Origin of the sequence: Methylopila turkensis (assembly GCF_027922325.1) — a bacterium.
Taxonomy (GTDB): Bacteria; Pseudomonadota; Alphaproteobacteria; order Rhizobiales; family Methylopilaceae; genus Methylopila; species Methylopila turkensis.
Genome location: NZ_BSFL01000002.1, coordinates 769,123 through 794,718, shown reverse-complemented (window position 1 = coordinate 794,718; position 25,596 = coordinate 769,123). Strand labels below are relative to the sequence as shown.

The following is a 25,596-nucleotide window of genomic DNA, read 5'->3' as shown; positions in this document are numbered from 1 at the left end:
AGCGGCGCATTCGCCGCTTGACCGTGGCCCGCCCGCAATTCGGCCTGATTCGTTGATGAAGACTTAAAACCTCGAGGGGAAGCCAACGCCTGCGAGGTCAGTCCCATGCCCGTCTTCCGCGCCTCTTCCGCCGTCGGAGGGCTCGCCGCGGCGGCCGCCGTCATCGCCGCTCCGGCCTTCGCACAGGGCGCGCCGGACGGCGCTCGGGCCAACGAGGCCGCGGCGCTCGTCGCCCAGGGCGTTCCCGCAAAGCCCGCCGGCGACGCGTCCTGCCCGCGCGTGATCGCGCTTCGCGGCGCGGAGCGGTTCCCGCGTTCCGGAGGCGACAGCCACCGCGCCACGGTCGAGGGCCTCTCGCGCGACTGCGCCAATCTCGGCGCCGAGACGATCCTGAAGGTCAGCGTGGTCGGGCAGGGTGCCCGGTCGAGCGGCGGGCCGAGCTGGTTCAACGCGCCGCTGTCGGTCACGGTGATCGACGATCGCGGCCAGCCGGTGGCGTCGAACCGCGCCAAGCTGAGGGTTCAGCTTCCGCGGGGCAAGACCGAGGGCGCCTTCACCCACGTGATCGAGGACCTGTCGCTGCCCGCGGCCAGGGATTACGCCGGCTGGACGGTGGTCGTCGGCTTCGAGGTCGGCGCGACCGAGGCCCAGCGCGCCGCGAAGACGTTCACCGCCGCCCGTTGATTAGGCGCGCGTATGGACGGTCAAGGCGATACCTCGGCATCCCCGATTTCGGGGATCAACTGCTGCGCCGGGTTCTCAAAATCGATCAGATATCGATTGCGGAGGTCCGGAATCGGCTTGTTTTCCATTAGAAAAACACGGGCTCCGAAGGTGGGCTCCAGAGCGGAACGGAGCGCCGGCCAAGCCTCGTGCGTGCAGTAGGTTGGGCTGTTGTCGCACGGGTCGACGGCGGGCGTGACGGCGGCTCCTGCGGGGTGCCAGTCCGCGTTTATCTCACTTATAAGGCCGCTGACGTCGAATGCGCGCTTCTGGCACCGGAACGCGTGTGCGAGTTGGCAGAAGCGCTGGTAATGGCCCCGGTAGCTGGCGAAGCGATAAGAATGGATCTGGTCGCTTTCCAGGTTAGCGAGTTCTACCTCGTTCAGGCGGCCGGCTTTCAGGAACGGTTTTTCGATGTCTGCGCCGACGCCCGCCTCGATGCGCTGTATGACCTGGAGTAGTCCCCGCGCGTTGGCAGGAACGATTGGATATTCCCCGGAGCGGGTGAAGATCACGGCCGCGACGTGCTGACCGCGCTGGTACGCGCCGCCTATCATGGCGATCGCCGATTCGACGGTGCGGCCCTTGAGCTCCTGATATGAGCCGACGAAGACGTATTTCACTTTTTCCGGGCCGAGTCGGAGCAGTTTGCTGGCTGCGAGCTCCGGTTGGCGATTCGGATAATATGGAACCATACGGATCAGCCAGTCGACGCGCTCATTGTTTTCTAGACGGTCGAGCGCGATCGACTTCGGCACGAGTTTGATTTTGGTCTGGCTGTTTTCGAGCAGCGCTATAGACGGGCCGGCGACCATGAAGACGAGACCGGCGGTCAGGCTTAGTCCGGCGACGACTTTCTGCCAGCGCGGCGTTGTCGCTGGATCGCCGGTCCCCATCAGCTTTACGAGCGCGCCGAGCGCGAAGAATGTGAGGATCAGGCCCACCGCCGAGAACAGGGCCGCGGTCTTCGTAGTGGATACGAGCGCGACTACTTGGGAGAAGGCGGCAAGCGACGACGGCGGTTCAAACATCCGGACTTCGCTCCGAGGCGCGAGGTGCGATCTACGGAATGCACGTTATTTGTGTATTGGAATTATGCAACACCTAAGGTTGCACCAGAAGCCGCAAAAAAAGCCGCCCGGAGGCGGCCTTTTTGTCGATTGGGCCTGACGGCGGCGCGGCTCAGTTGAGCTTGGCGCGGACGTCCGAGAGGCCCTTGTCGAAGAGCTTGTCGCCGAGCGGCCCTTGCGCCTGCGCGCCGAGCACGCGGCTTGCGGCCTCAACGGCGGCGTCGGCCGCGGCGGAGCGCACTTCGCTGACCGCCTGGGCCTCCGCGAAGGCGATCTTCTGCTCGGCCTGCGCGGTGCGGCGGGCGACGAACTGCTCGGCTTTGACCTTGGCGTCGGCCGCGACCCGCTCGGCCTCGGCCTTCGCGTCGGCGATGAGCTGCTCGGCCTCGCGCTCGGCCTGCTCGCGCTTGCGGGCGTAGTCGGCGAGAACGCGGCTCGCCTCTTCGCGCAGGGCGCGGGCCTCGTCCAGCTCGGCGCGGATCTTGACCGCCCGGTTGTCCAGCGCGCCGAGGATCTTGCCCGGCACCCCGAGATAGACGAGGAGGCCTAGGAAAATGACGAAGGCGACGAGGACCCAGAATTCAGGAGTGCCCATAGAAACGGCTCCTCAGCGGGCGAGCGAGGCGTCGACCGCCTGCTCGATCTCGGCGGGCGCGGGCGCGGCGCCGGTGAGGCGCTCGACGATGGCGGCGGCGGCCTCGGTCGCGATGCCGCGTACGTTGCCGAGGGCGGCCTGCTTGGTGGCGGCGATCTGCGCCTCGGCGGCCTCGAGCTTCGCCGCGAGCTCCGCGTCGAGCGTCTTGCGATTCTCTTCGGCCTGCTTCGCGACGGCGTCGCGGGCTTCGGCCGCGATGGCGTTGGCGCGAGCGCGGGCGTCGGCCTGGGCCTTCTCGTAAGCCTCGCCGGCGGCCTTGCTCTCGGCGCGAAGGCGGCGGGCCTCGGCGAGGTCGCCTTCGATGCGTTCGGCGCGGCCCTCGACGATGTTGGCGAGGCGCGGCAGCGCGAACTTGCTGACGATGAAATAGAGCGCGCCGAAGGTCAGCGCGAGCCAGATGAGCTGCGACGCATAGGTGGACGCGTCGAAGGGCGGGAACGCGGCGCCATGTTCGCCAGGCGTCGAGGCCATGTGTTCGGCTCCGTGAGGCTCCGCGGGGGCCTGCGCGAGGACGATGGTCGTCCCGATCGCGGGGTCGACGGAGATCGAGGTCGGTATCATCGTCTCACCAGGCGACGGTGGAAAGGCGTCGGTCCGGGAAATCGACGGGGAGCGGCTCCGAAATTGGCGCCGCCCCCCGCGTCACATCCCAACCGACCTGGACCGGAACGGTCCGATCAGACGGCGAACAGCAGCAGAAGCGCGACGAGCAGCGAGAAGATGCCGAGCGCTTCGGTCACGGCGAAGCCGAAGATCAGACGGGCGAACTGGCCGTCGGCGGCCGACGGGTTGCGCAGCGCGCCCGCGAGGTAGCTCGAGAAGATGTTCGCGACGCCGATGGCGGCGCCGCCCATGCCGAGGGTGGCGAGACCGGCGCCGAGGAACTTCGCGGCTTCAGCTTCCATGACGAGAACTCCGAAATGAGGGTCGTTGGGTGGGGTGGGACGAGAGCGCCGCGGCTCAGTGGCCGGGATGCAGCGCGTCGTTCAGGTACATGCAGGTCAGCAGCGCGAACACGTAGGCCTGCAGGAAGGCGACGAGGAATTCGAGCGCCGTGATGCCGATGGTCAGCAGCAGCGGCAGGATCCCGAGGACGAGGCCGACGCCGCCGAGCGCCGCCGACAGCATGGTCACGAAGCCGGCGAACACCTTCAGGGTGATGTGGCCCGCGAGCATGTTGGCGAAGAGACGGACAGAGAGGCTGATCGGGCGCGAGAGGAACGAGATGACCTCGATCGCGACCACGAGCGGCAGGATGTAGCCGGGCACGCCATGCGGCACGAACAGCTTCAGGAAGCCGAGGCCGTGCTTGGCGAAGCCGTAGCCGATCACCGTGAGGATGACGAGCAGCGCCAGCGCGAAGGTGACGATTATGTGGCTCGTGACCGTGAACGAGCCCGGGATCAGCCCGAGCAGGTTGCAGAACAGCACGAACATGAACAGCGAGAACACGAGCGGGAAGAACACCATCCCGTGCTTGCCCGCGGTCTGGTGGATCATCCCGCGCACGAATTCGTAGGACAGCTCCGCCAGCGACTGAAGCCGGCCCGGCACCAGGGCGCGCTCGCGGCTGCCGATCAGCAGCAGGGCCGAGACGCCCGCGACGGCGAGAATCATGAAGACGGCGGAATTGGTGACCGGCCCCAGAACGGGGGTGATCGCGAACTGGTGGATCGGATCGATCGCGCCTGCCATCTGTCGCCTTCGGCCCCTTCCCGACGCCAGCCCGAGAGCGGGGCGTTCGGCGTTTCCAATCGTTGCGCCGGGCTCGTGATCGGCCCGGCTGTGCCAGTCGTTCCGGTCCCGAAGGACCAAATCTCAAAGCGGCGGACGGTCGTCCTGTCCCGGATGTCTCGCCAGCCCCGCCACGCGCATGACGTTCAGGACGCCGGCCGCGAAGCCGAGAAGCAGGAACACGATCATCGCCAGCGGCGTGGTTCCCAACCACCGGTCGAGCGCCCAGCCGAGCCCTCCGCCCACCACCACGCCCGCGATGAGTTCCGAACTGAGCCGGAACGCGCGTGCGAAGCCCTGAGCGTCGCGGGTGGAAATCGGAGGAGTTCCGCCTTGGCCGCCTTTTTCCGTCCCGTGGCGCGAAAGCGCCTTGTCGAGCCGGTCGAGACGTCCCGAGAGGTCGTCGTCCGAGCGTTCCGGACCTCCGTCTGAGCTCTCTCGCGCCATGTCGCTTCGAGCCCCGTCGGATGTCGACGATCGCAAGACCGCCCCCTGAAAGCCGGGCGCACCCTAGTTTTTGGCGTATGGGCTGTCAAGGTTCCGCCGCAAAGTGCTAAACCATTGATGCGTCGTGTAATTCAAGACTTTCGACGGGGTGCGGCGGAAACGTCGCGCCCCTGCGCCGCCGAGGGTCAGACCGCTTCCAGCAGGCGCTCCGCCGCCTGAAGGTCCACCGTGACGACCTGGCTGACGCCGCGCTCGGCCATGGTCACCCCGATCAGCCGGTCCATGCGCGCCATTGTGATCGGATTGTGCGTCACGGTCAGGAAGCGCGTCGACGTGGTGCGGCGCATTTCGGCGAGCAGCGCGCAGAAGCGCTCCACATTGGCGTCGTCCAGCGGAGCGTCGACCTCGTCAAGCACGCAGACCGGCGCCGGGTTGGTCAGGAACACGCCGAACACCAGCGCGAGCGCTGTCAGCGCCTGCTCGCCGCCGGACAGAAGCGACAGCGTCTGCGGCTTCTTGCCGGGCGGGCGGGCGATCACCTCGAGCCCCGCCTCCAGCGGATCGTCGGACTCGACCAGCTCCAGCCGGGCCTCGCCGCCGCCGAACAGCGTCTCGAACAATTTCCGGAAATGGCCGTCGACCACCTCGAAGGCGGCGAGCAGGCGGCCGCGGCCCTCCTGGTTGAGCGAGCGGACGCCGGCCCGGAGGCGCGCGATCGCCTCGGTGAGGTCGGCGCGCTCGGCCGACAGCGCGCCATGGCTCGCCTCGATCTCGGCGAGCTCCTCCTCCGCACGCAGATTGACCGCGCCCAGTCGGTCGCGCGCGGCGACGGCGCGGGCGAGCCGGGCGTCGATCTCGTCGCGGGAGGTCCCGGCGAGGCCAGCCACCGCCACGGCGAGCGCGGCCGGCTCCATGTGGCGCGCCTCGCGGATGCGGCCGACGGCGGCCGCGCGCTTCTCGCGCGCGGCTTCGAGTCGGGCGCCGCGACGGGCCGCCTCCTCGCGGGCGGCGGACAGACGGTCGAGCGCGGCGCGCGCCGCGGCGTCGGCGACGCGGTGCGCGGTCTCGGCTTCGGCGAGCGCGTCGGCGGCGGAGCGGGCCCGGGCGCCGGCCGCTTCAAGCGCGGAGCGACGCGCGCGCCGTTCGACGGCGAGCGTCTCGGGCCGGTCCGCGAGCGCTGAACGCTCGGCCTCGGCGGCCTGACGGCGTGCGCCGAGGTCGGATAGCCGGCCGGCGGCGCCTTCCCGGCGGCGCGTCCAGGACGCGGCCTCCGCGGCGAGCTCCGCGCGGCGCTGCGTCCGGCGGCGCGTCTCGGCCTCGATCGCCTGCAGCTCGGCCCGAAGCGTCGCCGCGTCACGCCGCGCCTCCGCGACCGCCGCGTTCAGCGCGGCGACGGCGCCGTCTTCGGCTGCGTCCGGCCGGAGCGAGGCGAGCCGCCGCTGCGCGTCGTCGAGGGTCGCAGCGGCCTCCTCGAGCTGGCGGGCGACGCGCCCTTGCGCCTCGCCAACCGCGGCGCGTCGGGCGGCGCCCTTCGCCGCGGCGCGTTCGGCGGCGGTCTGCGCGTCGCGCGCGGCCTCCGCGGCGGTCCGTGCGGCCTTCGCGGCGTCGCGGGCGGAGCGTTCGGCGGCCGCGGCCTCGCCCGTGCGGCGGCGCGCCTCGTCGACGACAAGCCGCAGCCGGTCGGCCTCGGCGCGGGCGGCGGCCGCCTCGCGCTCGACCGCGCCGAGGCGGTTTCTCTCCTGCAGCCGCCGCGCGGCGGGGGTCGGCGCGTCGGCGCCGAGCGTCAGACCGTCCCAGCGCCAGAGGTCGCCCTCGCGGCTGACGAGCCGCTGGCCGACCGCAAGGCTCCTGCGGAGCCGCTCGCCGTCGGCGCGGTCGACGACGCCGATCTGCGCCAGCCGCCGGGCGAGCTCCGGCGGCGCAACCACATGGACGCCAAGCGCGGTGACGCCGGCGGGAAGCGCTGGGTCGGCCGCGTCGGCCTCGGCGCCCGCCCAGCGGATCGGCGCCCGCGGGTCGATCGCGGCGTCGAGATCGTCCCCGAGCGCGGCCCCGAGCGCGGTCTCGAAGCCGCGGTCGACCACGAGCAGTTCGAGCGCCGCCGGGTATGTCCGGCCGGCGTCGGTCGCCAGCAGCTTGGCGAGGGTGCGGGCTTCGGACGAGGCTCGCTCGGCGCGGGCGTTGGCCTGCGCCGCCGGTCCGCGCGCGGTGGATTCGTCGGAGCGCGCGCGGGCATGGGTGGTCTCGGCGGCTTCCGCGGCGCGCTCCGCTTCCCCGGCGCGGGCGCGGGCGTCCTCGGCTCGGAGCGCGAGCGCGTCGGCGTCGCCGAGCGCGCCGGCCTCGCGCGCAAGCGCAGCGGCCTCGCGCGCTAGCGTATCGGCCTCGCGCGCAAGGGCGTCGCGGCGCGCGGACGCGTCGTCGCGGCGCCGGGCGAGATCCCGGCGCTCGGCGAGCCGGGCCGCGGCGTCGGCCGCTGCCTTGGCGGCCCCGGCCTCGGCCTCGGCGAGGCGGGTTTCGGCGGACTCCAGCCGCGCCGCGACGTCTGCGCGCGCGGCGTCGGCGGTCGAAGGGGCGTCGCATCCAAGCGCGCATTGGGCTTCGGCGAGCCGCGACAGGCTCGCGGCGGCGTCTTCGGCGAGCGCCGCCTCGCGGGCGAGGTCGCCGTCGATCTGGGCGATCTGGCGCGCAAGTTCGTCGAGGCGGGCGCGCGCCCGCGCCTCCTCGCCTTCGAGCGCCGCGGCCTCCTGCGCGAGCCGCAGCCGCTCAGCCTCCGCGTCCGCGGCCGCGGAGCGCGCCGGCCCAAGCGCATGGGCCGCAACCGCTTCGGCGCGGGCCGCCTCGCCCTGTTCGCGCATCGCCGCGCCCACCGCCGCCACCGCGGCCGCCTCGGCGGACGCGGCCTCGGCTTCGGCGGCGGTCGCCGCCTGATGGTCGACCACCAGCGCGACGCTCTCCATCGACCGGATCTCGTCGGTCAGGGCGCGGTAGCGCTCGGCGGTCTTGGCCTGCCGGCGCAGCGCCTCGCCGCGCTGGTCGAGCTGACCGAGCACGTCCTCGACGCGGGCGAGATTCTGCTCGGCGCCGTCAAGCCGCTGCTCGGCCTCGCGGCGGCGCTGGTGCAGGCCGGCGATGCCAGCGGCCTCCTCGAGGATGCGCCGGCGCTGCTCCGGACGGGCGTTGATGATCTCGCCGACGCGGCCCTGGCCGACGAGCGCGGGCGAGCGCGCGCCGGAAGAGGCGTCGGCGAACAGCAGCTGCACGTCGCGGGCGCGCACCTCGCGGCCGTTGATCCGGTAGGTGGAGCCGAGCCCGCGCGCGATCCGGCGGCTGACCTCGATCTCGTCGGAGCCGTTGAACGGTTCCGGCGCGGTGCGGGCCGAATTGTCGAGGGTGAGCGTGACTTCCGCGTGGTTGCGCGCCGGCCGGCCGCCGCTGCCGGCGAAGATCACGTCCTCCATCCCGGAGGCGCGCAGGGATTTGAACGAGCTTTCGCCCATCACCCAGCGCATGGCCTCGACGAGATTGGACTTGCCGCAGCCGTTGGGGCCGACGATGCCCGTCAGCCCCGGCTCGATCGGCGCGTCGGTCGGCTCGACGAAGGTCTTGAAGCCGACGACGCGGAGTTTGGTGAAGTTCATCTTCGCGCCTCACGGGCGCGAGGGAAGGTCAAGCCTGGACGATCAGGCCTTGAGCAGAGGCTCCAGGATCTTCTCCAGGTCCTCAAACTTGATCGCTCCGCGATGGATCTTGCCGTTGATGAAGAAGGTCGGGGTGGAATTGACCCCGAACTTCTCCGCGCCGCGCTGGCGCACCCAGTTCACACCGTCGAGCATCTCCTGATTCGTCAAGCAGGACTCGAAGCTTTCCTGTGAGAAGCCGAACTGCTTGCTGATGTTCTGCAGGCCGGCGACCGGATCGTTGGAGTAGGCCCACTCCTTCTGCTTGGCGAACAGCGCGTCCACGACGGGGAAAAATTTGTCCTGGCCGGCGCAGCGGGCGAGCATGAAGCCCGCCGCCGCCAGCGGGTCGAGCGGGAACTCGCGTAGCACGAAGCGCACCTTGCCGGCGTCGATGTACTTCTCCTTGAGCTTGGGGAAGGTCTCGGCGGCGAAGACGGCGCAATGGCCGCAGGTCATCGAGGCGTATTCGATGATGGTGACCGGAGCGTCGTCCTTGCCTTCGACGTTCTCGCCCAGCGGGCCTGCGACCGCGAGCTCGTCGGCGCTCGGCGCCTGAGCGGCGGCGGCGGCCACGAAGCCGAAGCGCGGGTCCAGCAGCAAGGCGGCGGCGGCCACGCCCAGGGTGGTCACGGCTGCGGTCTCAAGAAAGCGGCGGCGGTTCAGGATCACAGGCGGCGTCCTCGGTCATGCGCCACGTCGGGCAGCGGTCTCGCATCGGAGCGGTCAGCGGGCGCGCAAGGTCGGCCCGAAGACCGTTATTCGCAAGCGGAATGTGGCGGGAGCATGCCCGCCGCTCACGCCAGGCCTCACGCTCGCGTGACGCGCCGGCGGGCGAGTACGGCCTTCCCGAGCCGGTCGAGCGCTTCGGCGAGCGCCGGCTCCTCGACTCGCGACGACGCCGCGCGGACGCGCGCCTCCTCCTCGGGCGTGGCGGGGGGAGGCGGCTCGGGCTCGGCGCGCCGCGTCCGCTTGAAGCCCGAGATCGGGCCCTGCCGCAGCCGCAGCGCGCCGACGCAGGCCCAGCCGAGATGGGCGTTCACCCGTGCGAGGATGTCCGGCGTCCGGTGCTGCACCTCGAGCGCGAAGGCGCCCTCGACCCGAATCAGCAGCGTGGAGAGCGGCGGGGGCGCGTCCGGGTCCGGCGCCTGGCCGCGCGGAGGCGCGCTGAGCTTGACAGGCACGGAGCAGGCCGCGATCTCCGGCCCCACGATCGTCGCCCAGCGCGCCACGATCTCCGCGCCCGCGAAGCCCTGACGCGCCACCGCCGGCCCGAGCGCCTTCGGCGCAAGTTCCGACAGCGCGGCGGCGCGGCGGGGCGTTTTCATCCGGACGTGCTCCCGTTAGGCTGCCGGCCACATGACCCTCCGACAGTCCCGAGTCTAGGCCTTGGCGCGTTCCGCCGAAACCCTGCGCGCGCCGGAGCCGGCGGCGCTGCTCGCCTGGTACGACCGCAACCGTCGCCGCCTGCCGTGGCGGGCGGAGGCGGGCGAGCGCGTCGATCCGTACCGGGTCTGGCTGTCCGAGATCATGCTGCAGCAGACCACCGTGAAGGCTGCGGGGCCGTACTTCCTGCGCTTTCTCGCGCGGTTCCCGGACGTCCGCGCGCTCGCCGCGGCGCCGCTCGACGACGTGCTGAAGCTGTGGGCGGGGCTCGGCTACTACTCCCGCGCCCGCAACCTGCACGCCTGCGCGCAGGCGGTGGTCGAGCGGCACGGCGGCCGTTTTCCGGCGCGCGAGGCCGAGCTGCTCGCGCTGCCGGGCGTCGGGCCCTACACGGCCGCCGCGATCGCCGCGATCGCCTTCGACCAGCCCGCGGTCGTGGTCGACGGCAATGTGGAGCGCGTGGTCGCGCGGCTGTTCGCAGTCGAGGAGGCCATGCCGGCGGCGAAGCCGAAGCTGCGCGCGCTCGCCGCGACGATCGCCCCGGCGGCGCGGCCCGGCGATTTCGCCCAGGCGACCATGGACCTCGGCGCCACCATCTGCACGCCGAAGCGGCCGGCCTGCGCGCTCTGCCCGTGGGACGAGCCCTGCCTCGCCCGCAGGCGCGCCGATCAGGACAGCTTTCCGCGCAAGGCCGCGAAGGCCGAGCGGCCCTCGCGCCGCGGCGTGGCGTTCTGGCTTGAGCGCGCTGACGGCGCCGTGCTGGTGCGCAGCCGGCCGCCGAAGGGACTGCTCGGCGGCATGACCGAGACCCCGACCGGACGCTGGGCGGAGGACGTCGACCTCGCGGCTCCCGTCGCCGCGCTCGCGGCCGAGGCCCCGGTCGCGGCACGATGGCGGCGGTTGCCCGGCGCGGTGACGCATGTGTTCAGCCACTTCGCGCTCGAACTCGTGGTGCTGGCCGCCGAGGCGCCGATGACCCTCGCCGCGCCTCCGGGCGCCCGCTGGGCCGCGCGGAACGAACTCGACGGCGAGGCCTTGCCTTCGGTGTTCCGCAAGGTCGTCGCGCTCGCGCGCGAAAACGCCCCATCCCCGTCCCCGTCCCGGACCGCCGCCAGCCGATGACCTTTCCGCAGACCGGCGCTCTCGATCGCCGCATGCTCACGCTCGCCCGGATATCGGTCGCGGCGATTTTCCTGGTTTCGGGCGCGGGCCTTGGCGTCTGGGCCGCGCATATCCCTCTGCTGAAAGCGGGCCTCGGGCTCGACGACGCCGGCCTCGGGTTCGTGCTGCTCGCGATGGGCGTCGGCGCGGTGCTTGCGATGCCGGTCACGGGGCTCGTGCTCCACCGCTTCGGGGCCGCTCCGACCACGATCGTGGCGGGCGCGCTGTTCTCCGCCGCCGTCGCCCTGCCGCCGCACGCGCCGGACGCCGCCGCGCTGATGGCCTCGGCCTTCATGCTCGGCGCCCTCATCGGCGGCCTCGACGTCGCCATGAACGCCCATGCGGCGGCGATCGAGAAGGCGCTCGGACGGCCGATCATGTCGTCCATCCACGCCTTCTTCTCGATCGGCGGTCTCGCAGGGTCCGCGGGCGCCGGCGGCCTGATCGCGCTCGGCCTGTCGCCGGCGGCGGGCATGGGCGCGGGAGCGGCCGCGCTGCTCGCGATCACGGCTCTCGCGGCGCTGAGGCTCGCCATCCCCGGCGGGGGCGCGGAGGAGGCGCACGGCCTCCGCCTGCCGAAGGGAGCGGTTCTTGGCCTCGGCGCGCTCGCGCTGCTCGCCTTCCTCGCAGAGGGCGCGATGATCGACTGGAGCGCGGTCTATATGAGCCAGGCGGTCGGCGCGGGGCCGGCGCTCGCGGCCTATGGGTACGCGGCGTTCTCAGCCGCCATGACGGCGGCGCGGCTGACGGGCGACCGCGTGGTGGGGCGGCTCGGACCTTTGCGCACGGTGCAGGCGTCGGGCGTCGTCGCCGCCGCGGGCCTCTGCCTCGTGGTGGCGGCCCCCGCGCCGTGGGTCGCGCTCGCAGGCTTCGCGATCGCGGGTCTCGGCTTCGCAAATGTGGTGCCGGTGCTGTTCTCGGCCTCGACCCGCCTGCCGGGGATCGCGCCCGGCGCCGCGCTCGCCATGGTCGCCACCATGGCCTATGGCGGCGGCCTGATGGGGCCGCCGCTGATCGGCTTTCTCTCGAACGCCTACGGCCTCCGCGTCGCCTTCCTGCTGCTGGTCGCGGCAGGGCTCGTCATCGCGGTCGGCGTCCGCCGCGCCGCTCCACGGGCTTAGGCTGCGTCCCCGGCGCGGACGATCTCGCGCAGCGCGTCGATCGGGGCGAGCCCTGCGGCGGTCTCCATGTGCCAGAAGGTCCAGCCGTTGCAGGCCTCTGCGCCCTGGGCGACGGCGCCGATTCGGTGGATCGAACCGACGACGGAGCCGAGCGCCAGCGTCCCGTCCGCGCGCACGACCGCCTCATGGCGCCGCCTGGCGTCGGTGAGGCGGGAGCCCGCCTGGATCAGGCCGCGCTCCACCACGGTGGCGAAAGCGACGCGGGGGGCCTCCCGCTTCGCCGGCGCCTGGGCGATCGCCGCCGCGCTGTCCGGCGCGACCGCGTCGATCCGGGCCTGCGCCGCCGCGGCGTAGTCGCGGTCCCGCTCGACCCCGACGAAACGGCGCCCCAGCCGCTTCGCCACCGCCCCCGTGGTGCCGGAGCCGAAGAACGGGTCCAGCACCACGTCGCCGGGCTTCGAGGCCGCGAGCAGCACGCGCGCGAGCAGCGCCTCCGGCTTCTGGGTCGGGTGCGCCTTGCGGCCGTCGTCGCCCTTGAGCCGTTCTCCGCCGGAGCAGATCGGGATCAGCCAGTCGGAGCGCGGCTGGAGATCCTCGTTGCCGGCCTTCAGCGCCTCGTAATTGAAGGTGTAGCCCTTGGCGTCCGCGCCCCGCGCCGCCCAGATCAGGGTCTCGTGCGCATTGGTGAAGCGCCGCCCGCGGAAGTTCGGCATCGGGTTGGTCTTGCGCCAGACCACGTCGTTCAGGATCCAGTAGCCGAGGTCCTGCAGCGCCGAGCCGACGCGGAAGATGTTGTGATAGCTGCCGATGACCCAGAGCGTGCCGGTGGGCTTCAGCACACGACGGACCTGCAGAAGCCAGGCGCGGGTGAAGGCGTCGTAGGCGGCGAAGCTCTCGAACTGGTCCCAGGCGTCGTCGACGGCGTCGACCAGGCTCTGGTCCGGCCGGCGCAGGTCGCCCTGGAGCTGCAGATTGTAGGGCGGATCGGCGAAGACGAGATCGACCGAGGCCGGCGGCAGCTTCTCGAGCTCGGCGATGCAGTCGCCGATCAGGATCGTGTCGAGGGGAAGGGCCGGAGCCGAGGGTCGCTCGGCGGCGAGGGCCGCGCCGTTGCGCCGAAAAGCCATGAGATACGCTCCGTCCGTTACGCTGCTAACGGCCGGATTCTCGGTTCGGTAACGTAAAGGCGGGGTCAAGGAAGACGGTAAACGGAACGTTGCGGCGGCGGGCGCTCACTCGGCGGCGGCCGCGAGCAGCGCCGCGACCGGCGCGAAGCCTCTGCGGTGGTGCTGGCAGGGGCCGAGCGCGGCGAGCGCCGCGAGATGCTCAGGCGTGCCGTAGCCCATGTGGCGCTCGAAGCCATAGCCGGGGGCGTTCACGGCGACGCGCCGCATCATCCGGTCGCGCACGACCTTGGCGACGATCGACGCCGCGGCGATGGAGAGCACCTGCGCGTCGCCCGCGATCACCGCCTCCGCGTGGCAGGCGAGACCCGGCGGGACGTCGCGTCCGTCGATCAGCGCGACGTCCGGCGGCATCTCGAGGCCGGCAAGCGCCTGGCGCATCGCCCAGAGCGTCGCGCCGCGGATGTTCAACTGTTCGATCCGCGCGGTGGACGCCGAGACGAACGACACCGTGGAGGTCGCGAGGATGATCTCGAACAGAGCTTCCCGCCGCTGAGCCGACAGGGCCTTCGAGTCGGCGAGGCCGGCCGGGATGCGCGCGGGATCGAGAATGACGGCCGCGGCGACCACCGGGCCTGCGAGCGGTCCGCGCCCGGCTTCGTCGACGCCGGCGACCGGGCCGCAGCCGGCGGCGATCAGCGCGCGCTCGCGTTCAAAGGTCGCGACATACGGCGCCGGGCGGGGCGCTTTCACCAGCGGCGAGTCGGTTCGGACGTGCGTCACAGGAGACATCGGCTGTTCCGAAGGCCGGCCCGCGTCATTCGGGAGCGCGCAAGCGGCCGGCGTCGTCGAATGGAAAACCCGGATTGTGCACGATCTCCCAGAGGTGATCGTCGGGATCGGCGGCGTAGCCGGAGTAGCCGCCCCAGAAGGTCTTTTCGGCAGCCTTGATCAGCTTGCCGCCGGCCGCGACGATCCGGACGATCGCCTTGTCCACGTCCGCTTCGGAGGCGAGGTTCCACGCCAACGACAGTCCGCGAAAACCGTCGCCTTCGGAGGGAAGCTGCGCGTCGGCGGCGAGCGCCGCGCGGCTGTAGACCGAAAGCACCGGACCGCTGGTGTTGAAGAACGTCACGTTTGCGTTGCTGTCACGCGCAGCTTTCAGCCCGAGCGCTTCGTAGAAGGCGGTCGAGCGCGCGATGTCGGCGACGCCGAGCGTGACGAGCGAAAGATTGAGGGGGAGCGGCATCCGGCGCCTGGGCTTGAGGGGTGTGTCGACGATGACCCCTGCTCGTAGTGAGTCATACGTTAACGCCTGCCGCCGGTTTGTCATCGAAAAGCGACAACTGCTCGCCGGCCTGCCCCTTACGGGGCGGGGGCGTGAACAGATCGGTGCGCAGCCGCAAATGCCGCCGGTCGAGCCCGAGCCGTCGCGACGCCAGCTCGAACCGGCGGCCGATGGTCCAGGCGGTGACGCCTTCCCCGGTTTGCCGCACGCCCCACCCCGAATCATAGAGCTTGCCGCCACGGGTCTCGCGCACGATCGACAGGATCCGGCGCATCTTCGCGGGATGGCGCTCCATCAGCCATTCGCGGAACAGGTCCTTGATCTCGTCCGGCAGGCGGAGCAGCACATAGCCGGCCTCGGTCGCGCCGGCCGCCTTGGCTGCTTCGAGCAGGCGGTCGATCTCGTGCTCGTTGAGCGACGGAATGATCGGCGCGGTGAGAACGGTCACCGGCACGCCCGCCTGGGCGAGGCGCGCGACCGTCTCAAGCCGCCGGGCCGGCGTCGGCGCGCGCGGCTCCATGTCGCGCGCCAGCGTCGGGTCGAGCGTCGTGATCGAGACGGCGACCTTCGCGAGCCCCTGCGCCGCCATGCGCGCGAGGATGTCGAGGTCTCTGAGCACGAGCGCCGATTTGGTGACGATGCCGACGGGATGCCGGGTCTCCTCCAGAACCTCGAGAATCTGCCGCGTCAGCCGGTGCGTCCGCTCGATCGGCTGGTAGGGGTCCGTGTTGGTCCCGAGCGCGATCGTGCGCGGCTTGTAGGACGGCGCCGAGAGCTCGCGGCGGAGCAGTTCGGCGACGTTCGGCTTCGCCGTCAGCTTGGTCTCGAAATCGAGCCCTGGCGACAGCCCGAGATAGGCGTGCGTCGGCCGCGCGAAGCAGTAGACGCAGCCGTGTTCGCAACCGCGATAGGGATTGATCGACCGGTCGAAGGCGATGTCCGGCGACTGGTTGCGGGTGATCGCGGTGCGCGCGGTCTCAAGCGCCACGTCCGTCCGGAACGCCGGCGCCTCGGCGAGGCTTTCCCAGCCGTCGTCCTCTTCGACGCGGGCGTAAGGCTCGAAGCGGCCGCTGGCGTTGGAAACCACGCCCCGCCCGCGCCGCCGCGCTGGGTCGACGACCGGGGGGGCCGCATGTGGGGCAGTGATGGAGCGAGCGGTCTGGGCCATGCCCGAAAGCTAGGAGAGCAAATCGAACAAATCAAGAACATTGTCGCATGAACGCGACGCCTCGCCCGCGCAACGGCGCCACAGACTCTTGGCTCCTGCCGTGGTACACCTCCTGCTCATGCTGAGCGTGATCATTCCGACCCGCAATGACGAGCGCACCCTGGTGCCGACGCTGTCCTCCCTGGTGGCAGGCGCGGCGGACGGGGTCGTCCGCGACGTGACGCTCGCCGACGGCGGCTCGACCGACGGCACGCTCGAAATCGCCGATCTCGCGGGCTGCAACGTCGTCGGCGGATTCGCCGACCGCGCCGGGCGGCTGAACGCCGCGGTCCGGCGCGCGAAATCGCAATGGATCCTGTTTCTGGAGCCGGGAGTCGTGCTCGGCGAGGGCTGGCGCCACGAGGTGCGGAGCTTCGTCGAGATGGTGGAGCGCCGGGGCGAGACGGACCGGCGGGCGGCGGTGTTCGCCTTCGGCCTCGACGGTTTCGGCGCGCGGGCGCGGGCCGTCGAGCGGCTGGCCGGCCTGAGCGCCGCGTTGACGGGCCTGCCGAAGCCGGAGCAGGGCCTTATCATCCACGCCTCGCTTTACGCGCGCATCGGCGGCTTCCGCTCCATCCCCGCCATGGCGGAGGCCGACCTGATCCGCCGCATCGGCCGCGGCCGCATCGTGCGGCTCAGGTCCCTGGCGCTCGCGCCGCGCCTGCGCCGTCCGTTCGCCGGACCGAAGGCCGCGCTCGGCGCCGGCCTGCTGATGCTGCGGGTGCCGCCGCGGCTGGTGGCCCGGCTTTACAGCTAAGCTATCCCCCTTGGGCGCCGCGTCAGGCGGTGCGCAGCTTGCCGCGCTTCAGGTGCTCGTCGAGCCGCGGGAGAATTTCAACGAAATTGCACGGGCGATGCCGGTAGTCGAGCTGCGCTTTCAGCACGCCGTCCCACGCGTCCCGGCAGGCGCCGGACGATCCGGGCAGAACGAACACGAAGGTTTTGCCGGCGACGCCGGCGGTGGCGCGGGACTGCAGCGTGGAGGTTCCGATCACGCCGCTGGAATAGGCGTGAAACAGGTTGGAGAACCCGTCCATCCGCTTTTCGAACAGCGGCTCCAGCGCGTCGGGGCTGACGTCGCGGCCGGTGAAGCCGGTGCCGCCGGTCGTCAGCACCACGTCGGTCGCGGGGTCCGCCACGAAGGCGCACACCGCCGCGCGCAGCGCCTCGCGGTCGTCGCGCACGATCCGACGCCCGGAGACCCGGTGGCCGGCCTCCGCCACGCGCGCCGCGAGCGTGGCTCCGGACGTGTCGTCAGCCTCCGTCCGGGTGTCGGAGACGGTGACGATCGCGACGCCGAGCGGCACGAACGGGCGGGAGTCGTCGATGCGGGACATGGGTTGCGGTCTCGAATGCGCTGGGCCTCGACACCCTAGGCCGGAGCCCGCGATTTGTCGCGAGGCGGGCGTTGCCGCCGGCATGCTGGTACGGTCGCCGCCGTCCGGCGTGGGCCGGGCGGACCTTACGGGAAGGATGCGCCGATGAAGGCCGCGATGCTTGCGCCTGTTCTGATGCTGCTTGCGGGATGCGCGGGGTCCGATCCTTCGCGCGACGCCGAGCGCTGCGTCGCGGCCGGAGCCCGGCCGGGCTCGCCGGCCGAAAAGGCCTGCGTGGAGCGCCTCGCTCAGGACCGCGCCGAACGGACCCGGCGCGCCGCGAACGCGATTCCGTTCCGCGGCTTCGGGCCGCTCTGAGCCGGTCTCGTCAGGCGTCGACGCCGCGCCAGCCATAGGCCAGCGGCGCTTCCCGGAAGGCGAAGCGGTCGAGATGCCGGACGAGCACGTCCTTCGCCAACTCAAGATCCTCCGGCGACGCCGCTTCGATCGCAAGATCGAGCGCCTCCGGCCGTGCGGCCAGCGTCACCACGGCGTCGTTCAGCAGCACGATGCGTGCGGCGTCTCCGTTTTGCTCGACCTCCAGCTTGTGGCTCCAGTGCTTGCAGAGCTGCGCCACGTAGCGCGCGCCGTTCGCGGTCGGCACGCTGGCGGCGTCGAGGATAGCCATCGAAGGTCCTTTCGCCTGTCTCCGGCGTCATTCCGCATCAAACGAACACGCCCGCGCAAGCGCGGGCGTGCGGCGTCGAGGCGAGGTCAGACGGCGCCGGTCAGAACTTGACCTGCGCCGTCATCAGGAAAGCTCGGCCGGGCTCATACAAAGGCGTGACGTTGAGATAGTCTTGGCCGTACGTGGCACGGCTCGAATAGATTTCATCGAACAAGTTCTTCACATCGAGGCGGAAGGTGGTCTCATATTTGAGCTTTGGCTTGTACTCCGCGAAGATGTTCACGATTTCATAAGCTTTGAAAGCTTCGAGGCGGCTTCCAGTTAGAGAGTCCCGGCCGACGCGATCGTATTTGGGGGCAAACTCGACGTCGCCGCCGATCGTGACGTTCCAGTCCATAAACGTGTGCGCGGCCGAGATCGTGAAGATGTCACCGACCGGGGTCGCAATGTAGTTGCCGGTGTCGGAGTCGCCCGGACGGCCATTTATGTCGATGGTGATGTGCGCGTACTTCGCGCGGACAAAACCAGCATCCCACTCGTAGCCCACGCCGATCTCGAAGCCCTTGCTGTCGAGATCGGGCGCCCAGGTCGCGCCGGGGACGGGGCCCGGCTGGAAGGGCCCAGTGTAGTTTAGCGCGTTGCGGGCGTTGCGGGCGTTCTCGATCTGGGTCTTGAAGATCGAACCTTCCACCGTGAAGCCGTTGTGCTTCAGCACGAGCCCGGCCGAGTAGTTGTCGGCAGTCGTGGCGCGTAGCTTCCCGAACTCGTTCCGGTAGACCCAGTCAGGGTTCATGATGAAGTTCTCAGCCAGCGGAATGCCGGCCCAGACATGGCTGTAACCAGCCTTCGCCGTCAGGAGATCCTCGATCAGGTCGTATTCGGTCGACAGGTTGGCGCTGACGCCGGTGTGGTTCTTCTCAGCGCCTGCTCCGTCGTTCGTGCCGTCGAAACGCTGATGATCGATGCGGCCGCCGAAGCTAATGCGGCCGCGGTCGATCGGCTCCAGCCGCGCCTGCGAGTAGAAGCCGATGTTGGTCATCTTCTCGATCGCGCGGTAGTTCGGGTCCGAGTATCGGGCGCGATCGTGGCGGAAGTCGACGCCGGCTGTCACGTCGCCCAGCGAGAAGGCGAATTTGTTTTCGACCTTGCCGTTGAGGCTCGTCGTCTCGCCGGACGAATCATAGCCATAGACGGATACGCCGCCCGGGCCGCGCACATAGGTAGGGACTTTGATCTTGGTGCCGCCATACGCGAGCACGACCTTGGGATTCCACCAGCCTTCCGGCGACGTGTCGGTGTAGTTGAAGACCGTGTTCTGGCGATCGAGCTTGAAGTCGCGCACCGGCGGTTCGCCGAAGCGGCCGACCGAGCCAAGATTCGGGCGAAACGGCCGGATCGTGTCGTCGTGGATGCGCTCGTGGCTAACCTCGAAGCGATGGCCCTCGCCGCTCTCGTAGGCCAGCTTGCCAAGACCGCTCAGCAGGTCGGTCGCCGTCCCGGCGACCTTGTCGCCGGACCCGTTCTTGTACCGCCCGCCGTCGGCCCAGTTGAAGTACCCCAGCGCCTCGAAGCCGCTCTGCTTGCCGTAGGCGGTATAGGAGTTGCCGAACACGGCGCCGTTCGAATTGAACGTGCCTTTGACGATGCCGCCGTAGCCGTCGCGGTCATGACCGAGCAGGTCGGCGACGTCCTTGGTCTCGTAGGCGATCGAGCCGGCGAGCGCGCCGAAGCCGGCGTCGGCCGGCGCGACGGTCGGGTCGACGCGCGCCTGCTTCAGCAGGCCGGGATCGATGTAGGTGGTCGCGTTGTGGTGGAACACCTTGTTGTTCTGCGCCGAGCCGTCAATCGTGACGGCGATGTTGGTCTCCTCCACGCCACGGACATAGACCTTCTGCGACAGCGGCAGGGGCGACCCGACCTGCACGCCCGGCTCGCCGCCGAACAGGTCGCGCACGTCCTGCGGGTTCTTGCGCTCGATGTCGGCAGCGGTGACGGTGAAGGAGCCGGCCGAGCCGCCGGGCGCGCCGTCGCCGCCTTCGCCCGTGACGGTGATCTCTTCGAGCGTCGTGGCCTCGCCCGCGAGCTGGACCGGCGTGACCGGCGCGTTGAGCGGGTGCAGCGTCGCGGTGCGCGGATTGCTGAAGGCGTAGACGAGGCCGCTGCCCCTAAGCATCTGACGCAGCGCGGCTTCGGCGTCGAGCCGGCCCGAGACCGGGCGCGACTGGCCGTTGAGCCGCTGCGCGCCAGGGCGCAGAACCTGCACGCCGGTCAGCCGGGTGTAATCGGCGAGCGCCGAGAGCAGCGGCTTCGCCGGAATATCGAAGGCGTAGGTCGCGCCGCCTTGGGCCTCAGCGTTCGCCGCTCCGGTCGCCGATAACGACGCTGCGGTCGCCAGCAGAGAAGCGCCGGCGCACAGCCGCGCTGCCCTCTTCAGAAAATCCATGGTCGCCAAAGCCCCGTCACGCATGGGCCGCAAGCGCGCAGCCCCCCAAAGCGAAAACGGGCGAGGCCGGTCGACCCCGTAAAAAATTTCAGTCAGAATTTTTAGCGGTAGATCACCGTCGCGACGCCCGGGAGCGAGACGGTCTTGAGGCCGAGGCCGGCGCGCATGGCCTCGACGATCGCATCGGGGTCGTCGGCCCGGAAGACGCCGGACAGCCGCAAGGCGGCGAGCTTCGGATCGGGAATGAGCAGGCGGCCGGGCTCCAACCGGGCGAGTTCCGTCGCCACGTCCGCCAGCGGCGCGGCGTCCAGAACGATGAGCCCGCGGCGCCACGCGAGCGCGACGTCCGGATTCACCGCCGACGGCGGTTCGAGCGCGCCGTCCGCGGCGAGCGCCGCGCGCTGGTTCGCGGCGAGGCTCACGGGCCGTCCAACCTTTGCCGTCACCAGCGCCGAGCCTTGGTCCACGATCACGCTGCCGCCCGCGCGATCGACGGCGAACCCGGCGCCAACCGCGCGCGCCTCGATTGCGCCGGCATGGACGATGAACGGTCTCGCTGCGTCGGGCGTCACGTCGAACCACGCACGCCCACGCAGCAGCGTCACGTCACGCGCGGCAGGGGCGAACGAGGCGTCGAGAGCGCTGTCGCCATCGAGAAAAAGCCGCGTGCCGTCGGAAAGCACGACGTCAAGCCGCTCGCCCGGCCGGGTGGCGTGATCGGCGAAGGCGCGGTCGATCAATCCGACGTCGCGCCAGATCGCGAGGCAGGCGAAACCGGCGGCCAGAAGCGCGGCCGCGATCGCGGAGGCTCTGCGTTTTCGGCGGCGCGGCGGAGCGATCTCACGGTGCCACCCGCTCGCGCCGAGGCGGTTGGCGGGGGCCTCGAGCCGGTCCCAGAGATCGCGGGTCTGACCAATAGCTTCCGCATGCGCCGGATCGGCGTCGAGCCAGGCGCGAAACGCCCGCCGGTCGTCGTCCGTGGCGAGCGGGTTGTTCAGGCGCACGAACCAGCCGGTCGCTTCGCGCGCAGCGCGTTCGGCGGGATCGCCGTCTGACTCGGTGGGCTTCATGCTGTGAGGTCGTCCCCGGAACGCTCGGCTCAATCTATATACCGGAACGTTTCTGGACTTGGACGTCCTCAAATTATCCGCGACGGCGCCGCCAGCTGCGACAGAATTCCAGCGCGGAGATCATGTCCTTCTCGACCGTCGAGACCGAGACGCCGAGCATCCGCGCGATCTGCGGGTAACTCACCTCGTCCACGCGGCTGAGAAGGAAGATGCGCCGGGTCCGCTCGGGCAACGCCTCGAGCGCCTCGAGAAGGTCGCCGAGCTCTTCGCGGCGTGCGGCGTCGTCGTCGGGCGCGACGGGACCCGCCGTGATCTGCTCCGGGCGCGTCTGGTCGGCGAAGGCCGCGCGCACGCGCTCGGAGCGCATGACGTCGCGCGCAAGGTTCTGGGCGGTGCGCACGAGAAGCCCGACGTCGGCGGAGCCGATGCCGCGGCTGCTGAGCTTCACGAAAGCGTCCTGCACGACGTCCTCGGCGACATCGGCGCTGCCGACGATCCGGCGCACCAGACGACGAAGGCGCGCACGCTCCGTCACATAGAGATTACGAAGCTCGCTGGCCGGCCTGGCGCGTTCATGCGCGCAGGAGCCATGGTCGAAAGCCGCGATGTCTGGCGCATGCTGCTTCATGATCTTCAAGTAGACTGGAACAATTCGAAAATATAAGGATCGGATATCCGCGAGGAACGGGATTTCCAAAGCCCTGTCAATTGCTTTATGCAAACTAGAATTGTAATAAATCAGAGTCGGCGGTTTGGCGCCTGCGCGGAGAGCGCGTTCGCGTCGCATCATTGTCGGCCGCGACCGAATGCCGCCTCAGGCTCTTCCGCCGCGTTCAGAGGTGGTGCAGAGCGACCGGCCGCCCGTCGATCGTCGTGACGCGAATGCGGTGTCCGAAGACGCGTTCGAGCGTTTCCGGCGTCATCAGCTCGGCGGGCGGACCGTCAGCGACCACGCGGCCGTCCTTCATGGCGACGATGCGGTCAGCGTAGGCGGCGGCGTGGTTGATGTCGTGCAGCACCGCCACCACGGTGCGCCCGCGTTCGTCCGCCGCTGCGCGCAGGCGGCGCATCAGGTCGCGAGCGTGGAACATGTCGAGATTGTTCAACGGCTCGTCGAGCAGCAGGCAGGGCGTGTCCTGACAGAAGGCCATGGCGATGAGCGCCCGCTGGCGCTGCCCGCCGGACAGCGTCTCCACGAACCGCTCGGCGAATGCGTCGAGACCGAACGCGGCCAGCGAGGCCGCTACGTGAGCGCGATCCTCGTTACTGAGGCGTCCCCGGCTGTGCGGGAAGCGGCCGAAGGCGACCAATTCCCTGACGCGAAGCCGGCTCGCCACGCCGTTGTCTTGCCGCAGGATGGCTAGAACCTTCGCGAGTTCGGCGCCCGGGGTGGAGTCGACCGCGTGGCCGCCGACGGTTATGCGGCCCGCCTGCAGCGGCTGCAGGCGTCCGATCAGCGACAGCAGCGTGGACTTGCCGGCGCCGTTCGGCCCGACGATCGCGGTCACGCCGCCCGATGGCAGCTCCAGAGAGACGTCGCGCAGGATTTCAGTTCCGCCGCGGGCGAAGGAGACGTTCTCGATACGGATCATCGTCGACGGCTTTCCGCGAACAGCAGGGCGAGGAACAGCAGCCCGCCCGCGAATTCGACCACGATGGCGAGCGCCGAGGCGCCGCCCAGTCCGTGCTGCAACGTCGCCTGTCCGCCGACCAGCACCACGATCGCGGTCAGCGCCGCGGCGGGCAGCAAGACCGCGTGCCGGCGGGTGTTCACGACGCGCTCCGCCAGGGCGACCACCAGAAGACCGACGAACACCATCGGTCCCACTAAGGCCGTCGAGACCGCGACCAGCGCGGCCACCAGCGCGAGCAGTCCTGCGACGGTCCGGCGCCAGTCGACGCCCAGCGCGGTCGAGGCGTCCTGACCGAGCGCCAGCACGTCGAGCACGTGACGCGCGCGCCAGACGACCACGCAGGCCGCAATGGTCATAAGGGACGCCACGGCCAGCAGATCGCCGCGCACGGCGTTGAAGCTCGCGAAGCTCGCGCCGCTGGCGATGGCGAAGTCGTTCGGGTCGATCACGCGGGCCAGCAGCGACGACAGGCTGCGCAGCAGCACGCCGAGCACGACGCCCGAAAGCAGCATCAGCGTCATGTCGAGCCGGGCTCGCAGCATGGGCAGAAACAGCGCGAGCGCCATCGCGGTCATCAGGGCGGTCTCGCCGGCGAACTTCATGCGCGGGTCGAGCGTCGCGAAGCCGAGCCCTCCGAGCGCGAACACCAGCCCGATCTGGACGAAGCCGTAGAGGGCGTCGAGGCCCATCACGGACGGCGTCAGGATGCGGTTGCCGGTGACGGTCTGAAACACGATGGTCGAGGTCGCGATCGAGACGCCGACGCAGACCAGCGCCAGCAGACGCGCCCCGCGCAGCTCCAGCGCGAAGCCGATATCCCCGCGCAGGTTCAGCGCCAGGAACGCCGCGGTCGCAAGCAGCGCGAGAGCGGCCAGCGCCGCGAGCGCGAGGGGCGCGCGCCCGATCATGCCCGACGCCCGAACAGCAGCCACAGGAACAGCGCGGCGCCGACGGCGCCGAGAATGGTCCCGACTGGAATTTCATAGGGGTAGCGCACGATACGGCCGAGGATGTCGCAGCCGAGCGTCAGCGCCGCGCCCACAAAGGCCGTCCAGGGCGCGGCGCGGCGCAGGTCGTCGCCCAGCGCGCGCGTGACCAGGTTCGGCGCCACCAGCCCGACGAAGGGGATCATGCCCACCACGACGACCGTCAGGGCGGACACCACTGAGACGATGACGAGGCCGAGCCGCATCATCGCCTGATAGTCGAGGCCGAGCCCGATGCTGACGTCGCGTCCGAGCGACAGGATCGTCAGCCGGTCTGCGGCCCACCAGGCGAGCGCCACCATCGCGGCGCTCAGCCACAACAGCTCGTAGCGCCCGCGCAGGACGCCGGAGAATTCGCCGCGGGTCCATATCTCGAAGAACTGGATCAGGTCCGCCTGCCAGGCGACGAACATGGCGGCGGAGCCGAGCACGGCACCGTAGATGAGCCCGAACAGCGGGACTAGGAACGGCTGGTTCGGCGGCAGGCGGTGCGCGACCGCGAGAAACACCGAAGTGCCGGCGAGCGCCGCGGCGGCTGCGCCCGCGGTCTTCACCGGCAGCGAGGACGACGGCCACAGCAGGGTCATCAGCAGCACGCCGGCGGCGGCGCTCTGGTCGGTGCCGGCGGTTGTGGGTTCGACGAAGCGGTTCCGCGCCAGCGCCTGCATCACAAGCCCTGCGACGGCGAGCCCCGCGCCGGCGAGCACGGCGGCGAGCGTCCGCGGCAGGCGGCTGGCGAACACGAGCCGCCACGCTTCCGGGTCGTGCGTCAGCCGGGATAGGGAGACATCGCCCACTCCGACGACGAGGCTCACCACGAACAGGAGCGCGAGCGCCCCGCCGGCGGCGAAGCCAGGACGCGTCAGTCGGGCGGCGATCGCGGTCACTCCGCCCCGGAGAAGGCTTTCGTCAGCCGCGCCAGCACTCTGCCGGTCGCCTGCACGCCGCCGGCGGCGATGTAGACGTCGGCCGCGGGCAGGTACACGACCTGCTTCTTTTTCCACGCCGTGGTTCCGGCCACGAGCTCGTTGTCGAGCGTGGCCTTCGCGTTCTGGTCGTTCGCGCCGATCGCCGCCGCCCGGTCGATGACGATCAGCCAGTCCGGATTCGCCTTGGCGACGAATTCGAACGAGACGGATTCGCCGTGCGGCGTCGACTGGGAGCCGCCGATCGCCGAGGTCAGGCCGAGCGAGTTCAGCATCCAGCCGAAGCGCGAGTTCGCGCCATAGGCGGTGATCTTCGGTCCGTTGGTCATCAGGATCAGCGCCGAGCCCTTGCCGGCCGCGGCTTCCCGCGCCTTTGCGACCGCGGCGTCGAGCTCGGCCTTCGCGGCCGCAGCCTCCGCCTCCTTGCCGAACAGCGCGCCGTAGGCCGCGAGCCGTTCCTCGGCCTGAGCGATCAGGTCGGCCCCGGTGATGGTCATGTCGATCGTCGGCGCCACCCGGCGGGTAGCAGCCGCCCGCGGCGAGGAGCGGCTGCCGACGATGACGAGGTCGGGCTCTGCGGCGTTCAGCGCCTCAAGGTCCGGCTCGAACAGCGTTCCCACCGGGGCGGCCTTCGCGGCGATCCGTTTGAACTCGGGAAGGTAGAGCTGGTTCGGCACGCCGACCGGCGCGACGCCGAGGCGTTCGAGCGTGTCTAGGGCCGCAAGGTCGAACACCGCCACGCGCTTCGGCGGCGCGTCGAACGACGCCGGCCCGGTCGCGGTCCTGATCTCGACGGCGGCCGCGGGGAGGGCGACGAGCGCCAAAGCGAGGGCGGAAAGCAGCGATCGCATCGTCGGGGTCATGGGTCGCGTGGCGTCCGGATTGCGTTGCGCGGGTCCTAAGACGGAAACGGGCGTCGACGCCAGTCCCATCGCCGTGT

General features: G+C 70.6%; 27 protein-coding genes. 5 read left to right on the top strand and 22 right to left on the bottom strand.

Annotation, left to right across the window (positions count from 1 at the left end; translation table 11 throughout):
• Window positions 1–105: 105 nt before the first annotated feature.
• Entirely contained in the window at window positions 106–684 is a 579-nt protein-coding gene (locus PKE78_RS10480) for a hypothetical protein (RefSeq protein ID WP_271200815.1), read from the top strand.
• A gap of 20 nt (window positions 685–704) precedes the next feature.
• On the opposite strand, the gene PKE78_RS10475 is transcribed toward PKE78_RS10480, so the two are convergent.
• The 9 genes from PKE78_RS10475 to PKE78_RS10435 all read right to left on the bottom strand — a co-directional run bounded on the left by PKE78_RS10475 (window position 705) and on the right by PKE78_RS10435 (window position 9,634).
• Complete coding sequence (locus PKE78_RS10475; RefSeq protein ID WP_271200814.1) at window positions 705–1,754, bottom strand: hypothetical protein; 1,050 nt, start codon at window positions 1,752–1,754, stop codon at window positions 705–707.
• Between the two features lie 151 nt (window positions 1,755–1,905).
• Complete coding sequence (locus tag PKE78_RS10470) at window positions 1,906–2,388, bottom strand: F0F1 ATP synthase subunit B family protein (RefSeq protein WP_271200813.1); 483 nt, start codon at window positions 2,386–2,388, stop codon at window positions 1,906–1,908.
• Between the two features lie 12 nt (window positions 2,389–2,400).
• Window positions 2,401–2,919 carry a F0F1 ATP synthase subunit B family protein gene (locus PKE78_RS10465; RefSeq protein ID WP_271200812.1) on the bottom strand — a complete coding sequence of 173 codons (519 nt, stop codon included), beginning with the start codon at window positions 2,917–2,919 and terminating at the stop codon, window positions 2,401–2,403.
• 206 nt (window positions 2,920–3,125) lie between these two features.
• Complete coding sequence (locus PKE78_RS10460; protein WP_131003327.1) at window positions 3,126–3,353, bottom strand: F0F1 ATP synthase subunit C; 228 nt, start codon at window positions 3,351–3,353, stop codon at window positions 3,126–3,128.
• Window positions 3,354–3,408: 55 nt separating this feature from the next.
• Window positions 3,409–4,143, bottom strand: a complete 735-nt coding sequence (locus PKE78_RS10455; RefSeq protein WP_271200811.1) for a F0F1 ATP synthase subunit A — start codon at window positions 4,141–4,143, stop codon at window positions 3,409–3,411.
• A gap of 123 nt (window positions 4,144–4,266) precedes the next feature.
• Window positions 4,267–4,629, bottom strand: a complete 363-nt coding sequence (locus PKE78_RS10450) for an AtpZ/AtpI family protein (protein ID WP_271200810.1) — start codon at window positions 4,627–4,629, stop codon at window positions 4,267–4,269.
• Window positions 4,630–4,814: 185 nt separating this feature from the next.
• On the bottom strand, window positions 4,815–8,267 hold the full coding sequence (smc, locus tag PKE78_RS10445) for a chromosome segregation protein SMC (protein WP_271200809.1): 3,453 nt from the start codon (window positions 8,265–8,267) through the stop codon (window positions 4,815–4,817).
• Between the two features lie 42 nt (window positions 8,268–8,309).
• A complete protein-coding gene (locus tag PKE78_RS10440) occupies window positions 8,310–8,978 on the bottom strand; it encodes a DsbA family protein (RefSeq protein ID WP_271200808.1) in 669 nt (222 codons plus the stop codon).
• A gap of 137 nt (window positions 8,979–9,115) precedes the next feature.
• Window positions 9,116–9,634, bottom strand: a complete 519-nt coding sequence (locus tag PKE78_RS10435) for a DUF721 domain-containing protein (RefSeq protein ID WP_271200807.1) — start codon at window positions 9,632–9,634, stop codon at window positions 9,116–9,118.
• 61 nt (window positions 9,635–9,695) lie between these two features.
• Here PKE78_RS10435 and mutY point away from each other — a divergent pair, with 61 nt between their 5' ends.
• Together mutY and PKE78_RS10425 are read left to right on the top strand one after the other, a co-directional pair.
• Window positions 9,696–10,814: an A/G-specific adenine glycosylase gene (gene mutY / locus PKE78_RS10430; protein WP_271200806.1), complete on the top strand. Its 1,119-nt coding sequence runs from the start codon at window positions 9,696–9,698 to the stop codon at window positions 10,812–10,814.
• Window positions 10,811–11,974, top strand: a complete 1,164-nt coding sequence (locus PKE78_RS10425; RefSeq protein WP_271200805.1) for an MFS transporter — start codon at window positions 10,811–10,813, stop codon at window positions 11,972–11,974. Before mutY ends, PKE78_RS10425 begins: the two co-directional genes overlap by 4 nt.
• Here the strand turns inward: PKE78_RS10425 and PKE78_RS10420 are convergent.
• The 4 genes from PKE78_RS10420 to PKE78_RS10405 form a co-directional block, all read right to left on the bottom strand.
• Window positions 11,971–13,101 carry a site-specific DNA-methyltransferase gene (locus PKE78_RS10420; protein ID WP_271200804.1) on the bottom strand — a complete coding sequence of 377 codons (1,131 nt, stop codon included), beginning with the start codon at window positions 13,099–13,101 and terminating at the stop codon, window positions 11,971–11,973. The two genes, PKE78_RS10425 and PKE78_RS10420, sit on opposite strands and share 4 nt — an antisense overlap.
• Window positions 13,102–13,206: 105 nt before the next feature.
• A complete protein-coding gene (gene rnhB, locus PKE78_RS10415) occupies window positions 13,207–13,890 on the bottom strand; it encodes a ribonuclease HII (protein ID WP_271200803.1) in 684 nt (227 codons plus the stop codon).
• A 25-nt stretch (window positions 13,891–13,915) separates the two neighbouring features.
• Complete coding sequence (locus tag PKE78_RS10410) at window positions 13,916–14,347, bottom strand: VOC family protein (RefSeq protein WP_271200802.1); 432 nt, start codon at window positions 14,345–14,347, stop codon at window positions 13,916–13,918.
• Between the two features lie 52 nt (window positions 14,348–14,399).
• Window positions 14,400–15,554 (bottom strand): PA0069 family radical SAM protein, encoded by a 1,155-nt coding sequence (locus tag PKE78_RS10405; protein ID WP_271200801.1) that lies wholly within the window; start codon window positions 15,552–15,554, stop codon window positions 14,400–14,402.
• 100 nt (window positions 15,555–15,654) lie between these two features.
• Between PKE78_RS10405 and PKE78_RS10400 the strand changes: the two genes are divergently transcribed.
• Window positions 15,655–16,350 carry a glycosyltransferase gene (locus PKE78_RS10400; protein ID WP_271200800.1) on the top strand — a complete coding sequence of 232 codons (696 nt, stop codon included), beginning with the start codon at window positions 15,655–15,657 and terminating at the stop codon, window positions 16,348–16,350.
• Between the two features lie 22 nt (window positions 16,351–16,372).
• On the opposite strand, the gene moaB is transcribed toward PKE78_RS10400, so the two are convergent.
• Window positions 16,373–16,930: a molybdenum cofactor biosynthesis protein B gene (moaB, locus tag PKE78_RS10395; protein ID WP_271200799.1), complete on the bottom strand. Its 558-nt coding sequence runs from the start codon at window positions 16,928–16,930 to the stop codon at window positions 16,373–16,375.
• A gap of 144 nt (window positions 16,931–17,074) precedes the next feature.
• Between moaB and PKE78_RS10390 the strand changes: the two genes are divergently transcribed.
• A complete protein-coding gene (locus PKE78_RS10390) occupies window positions 17,075–17,287 on the top strand; it encodes a hypothetical protein (protein WP_271200798.1) in 213 nt (70 codons plus the stop codon).
• Window positions 17,288–17,297: 10 nt separating this feature from the next.
• On the opposite strand, the gene PKE78_RS10385 is transcribed toward PKE78_RS10390, so the two are convergent.
• From PKE78_RS10385 to PKE78_RS10350, 8 genes are all read right to left on the bottom strand, one after another.
• Complete coding sequence (locus PKE78_RS10385) at window positions 17,298–17,597, bottom strand: DUF2218 domain-containing protein (protein ID WP_271200797.1); 300 nt, start codon at window positions 17,595–17,597, stop codon at window positions 17,298–17,300.
• A gap of 100 nt (window positions 17,598–17,697) precedes the next feature.
• Window positions 17,698–20,040, bottom strand: a complete 2,343-nt coding sequence (locus PKE78_RS10380; protein ID WP_271200796.1) for a TonB-dependent receptor — start codon at window positions 20,038–20,040, stop codon at window positions 17,698–17,700.
• Window positions 20,041–20,141: 101 nt separating this feature from the next.
• Window positions 20,142–21,110 (bottom strand): FecR family protein, encoded by a 969-nt coding sequence (locus tag PKE78_RS10375; RefSeq protein WP_271200795.1) that lies wholly within the window; start codon window positions 21,108–21,110, stop codon window positions 20,142–20,144.
• A 73-nt stretch (window positions 21,111–21,183) separates the two neighbouring features.
• A complete protein-coding gene (locus PKE78_RS10370; RefSeq protein ID WP_271200794.1) occupies window positions 21,184–21,738 on the bottom strand; it encodes an RNA polymerase sigma factor in 555 nt (184 codons plus the stop codon).
• Between the two features lie 205 nt (window positions 21,739–21,943).
• Complete coding sequence (locus PKE78_RS10365) at window positions 21,944–22,702, bottom strand: iron ABC transporter ATP-binding protein (protein WP_271200793.1); 759 nt, start codon at window positions 22,700–22,702, stop codon at window positions 21,944–21,946.
• Window positions 22,699–23,652 (bottom strand): iron chelate uptake ABC transporter family permease subunit, encoded by a 954-nt coding sequence (locus PKE78_RS10360; RefSeq protein WP_271200792.1) that lies wholly within the window; start codon window positions 23,650–23,652, stop codon window positions 22,699–22,701. The genes PKE78_RS10365 and PKE78_RS10360 overlap by 4 nt, the downstream gene beginning before the upstream one ends.
• Entirely contained in the window at window positions 23,649–24,617 is a 969-nt protein-coding gene (locus PKE78_RS10355; RefSeq protein WP_271200791.1) for an ABC transporter permease, read from the bottom strand. Before PKE78_RS10355 ends, PKE78_RS10360 begins: the two co-directional genes overlap by 4 nt.
• Window positions 24,614–25,519, bottom strand: coding sequence for a siderophore ABC transporter substrate-binding protein (locus tag PKE78_RS10350; RefSeq protein WP_271200790.1), 906 nt, complete (start codon window positions 25,517–25,519; stop codon window positions 24,614–24,616). Before PKE78_RS10350 ends, PKE78_RS10355 begins: the two co-directional genes overlap by 4 nt.
• Window positions 25,520–25,596: the final 77 nt, after the last annotated feature.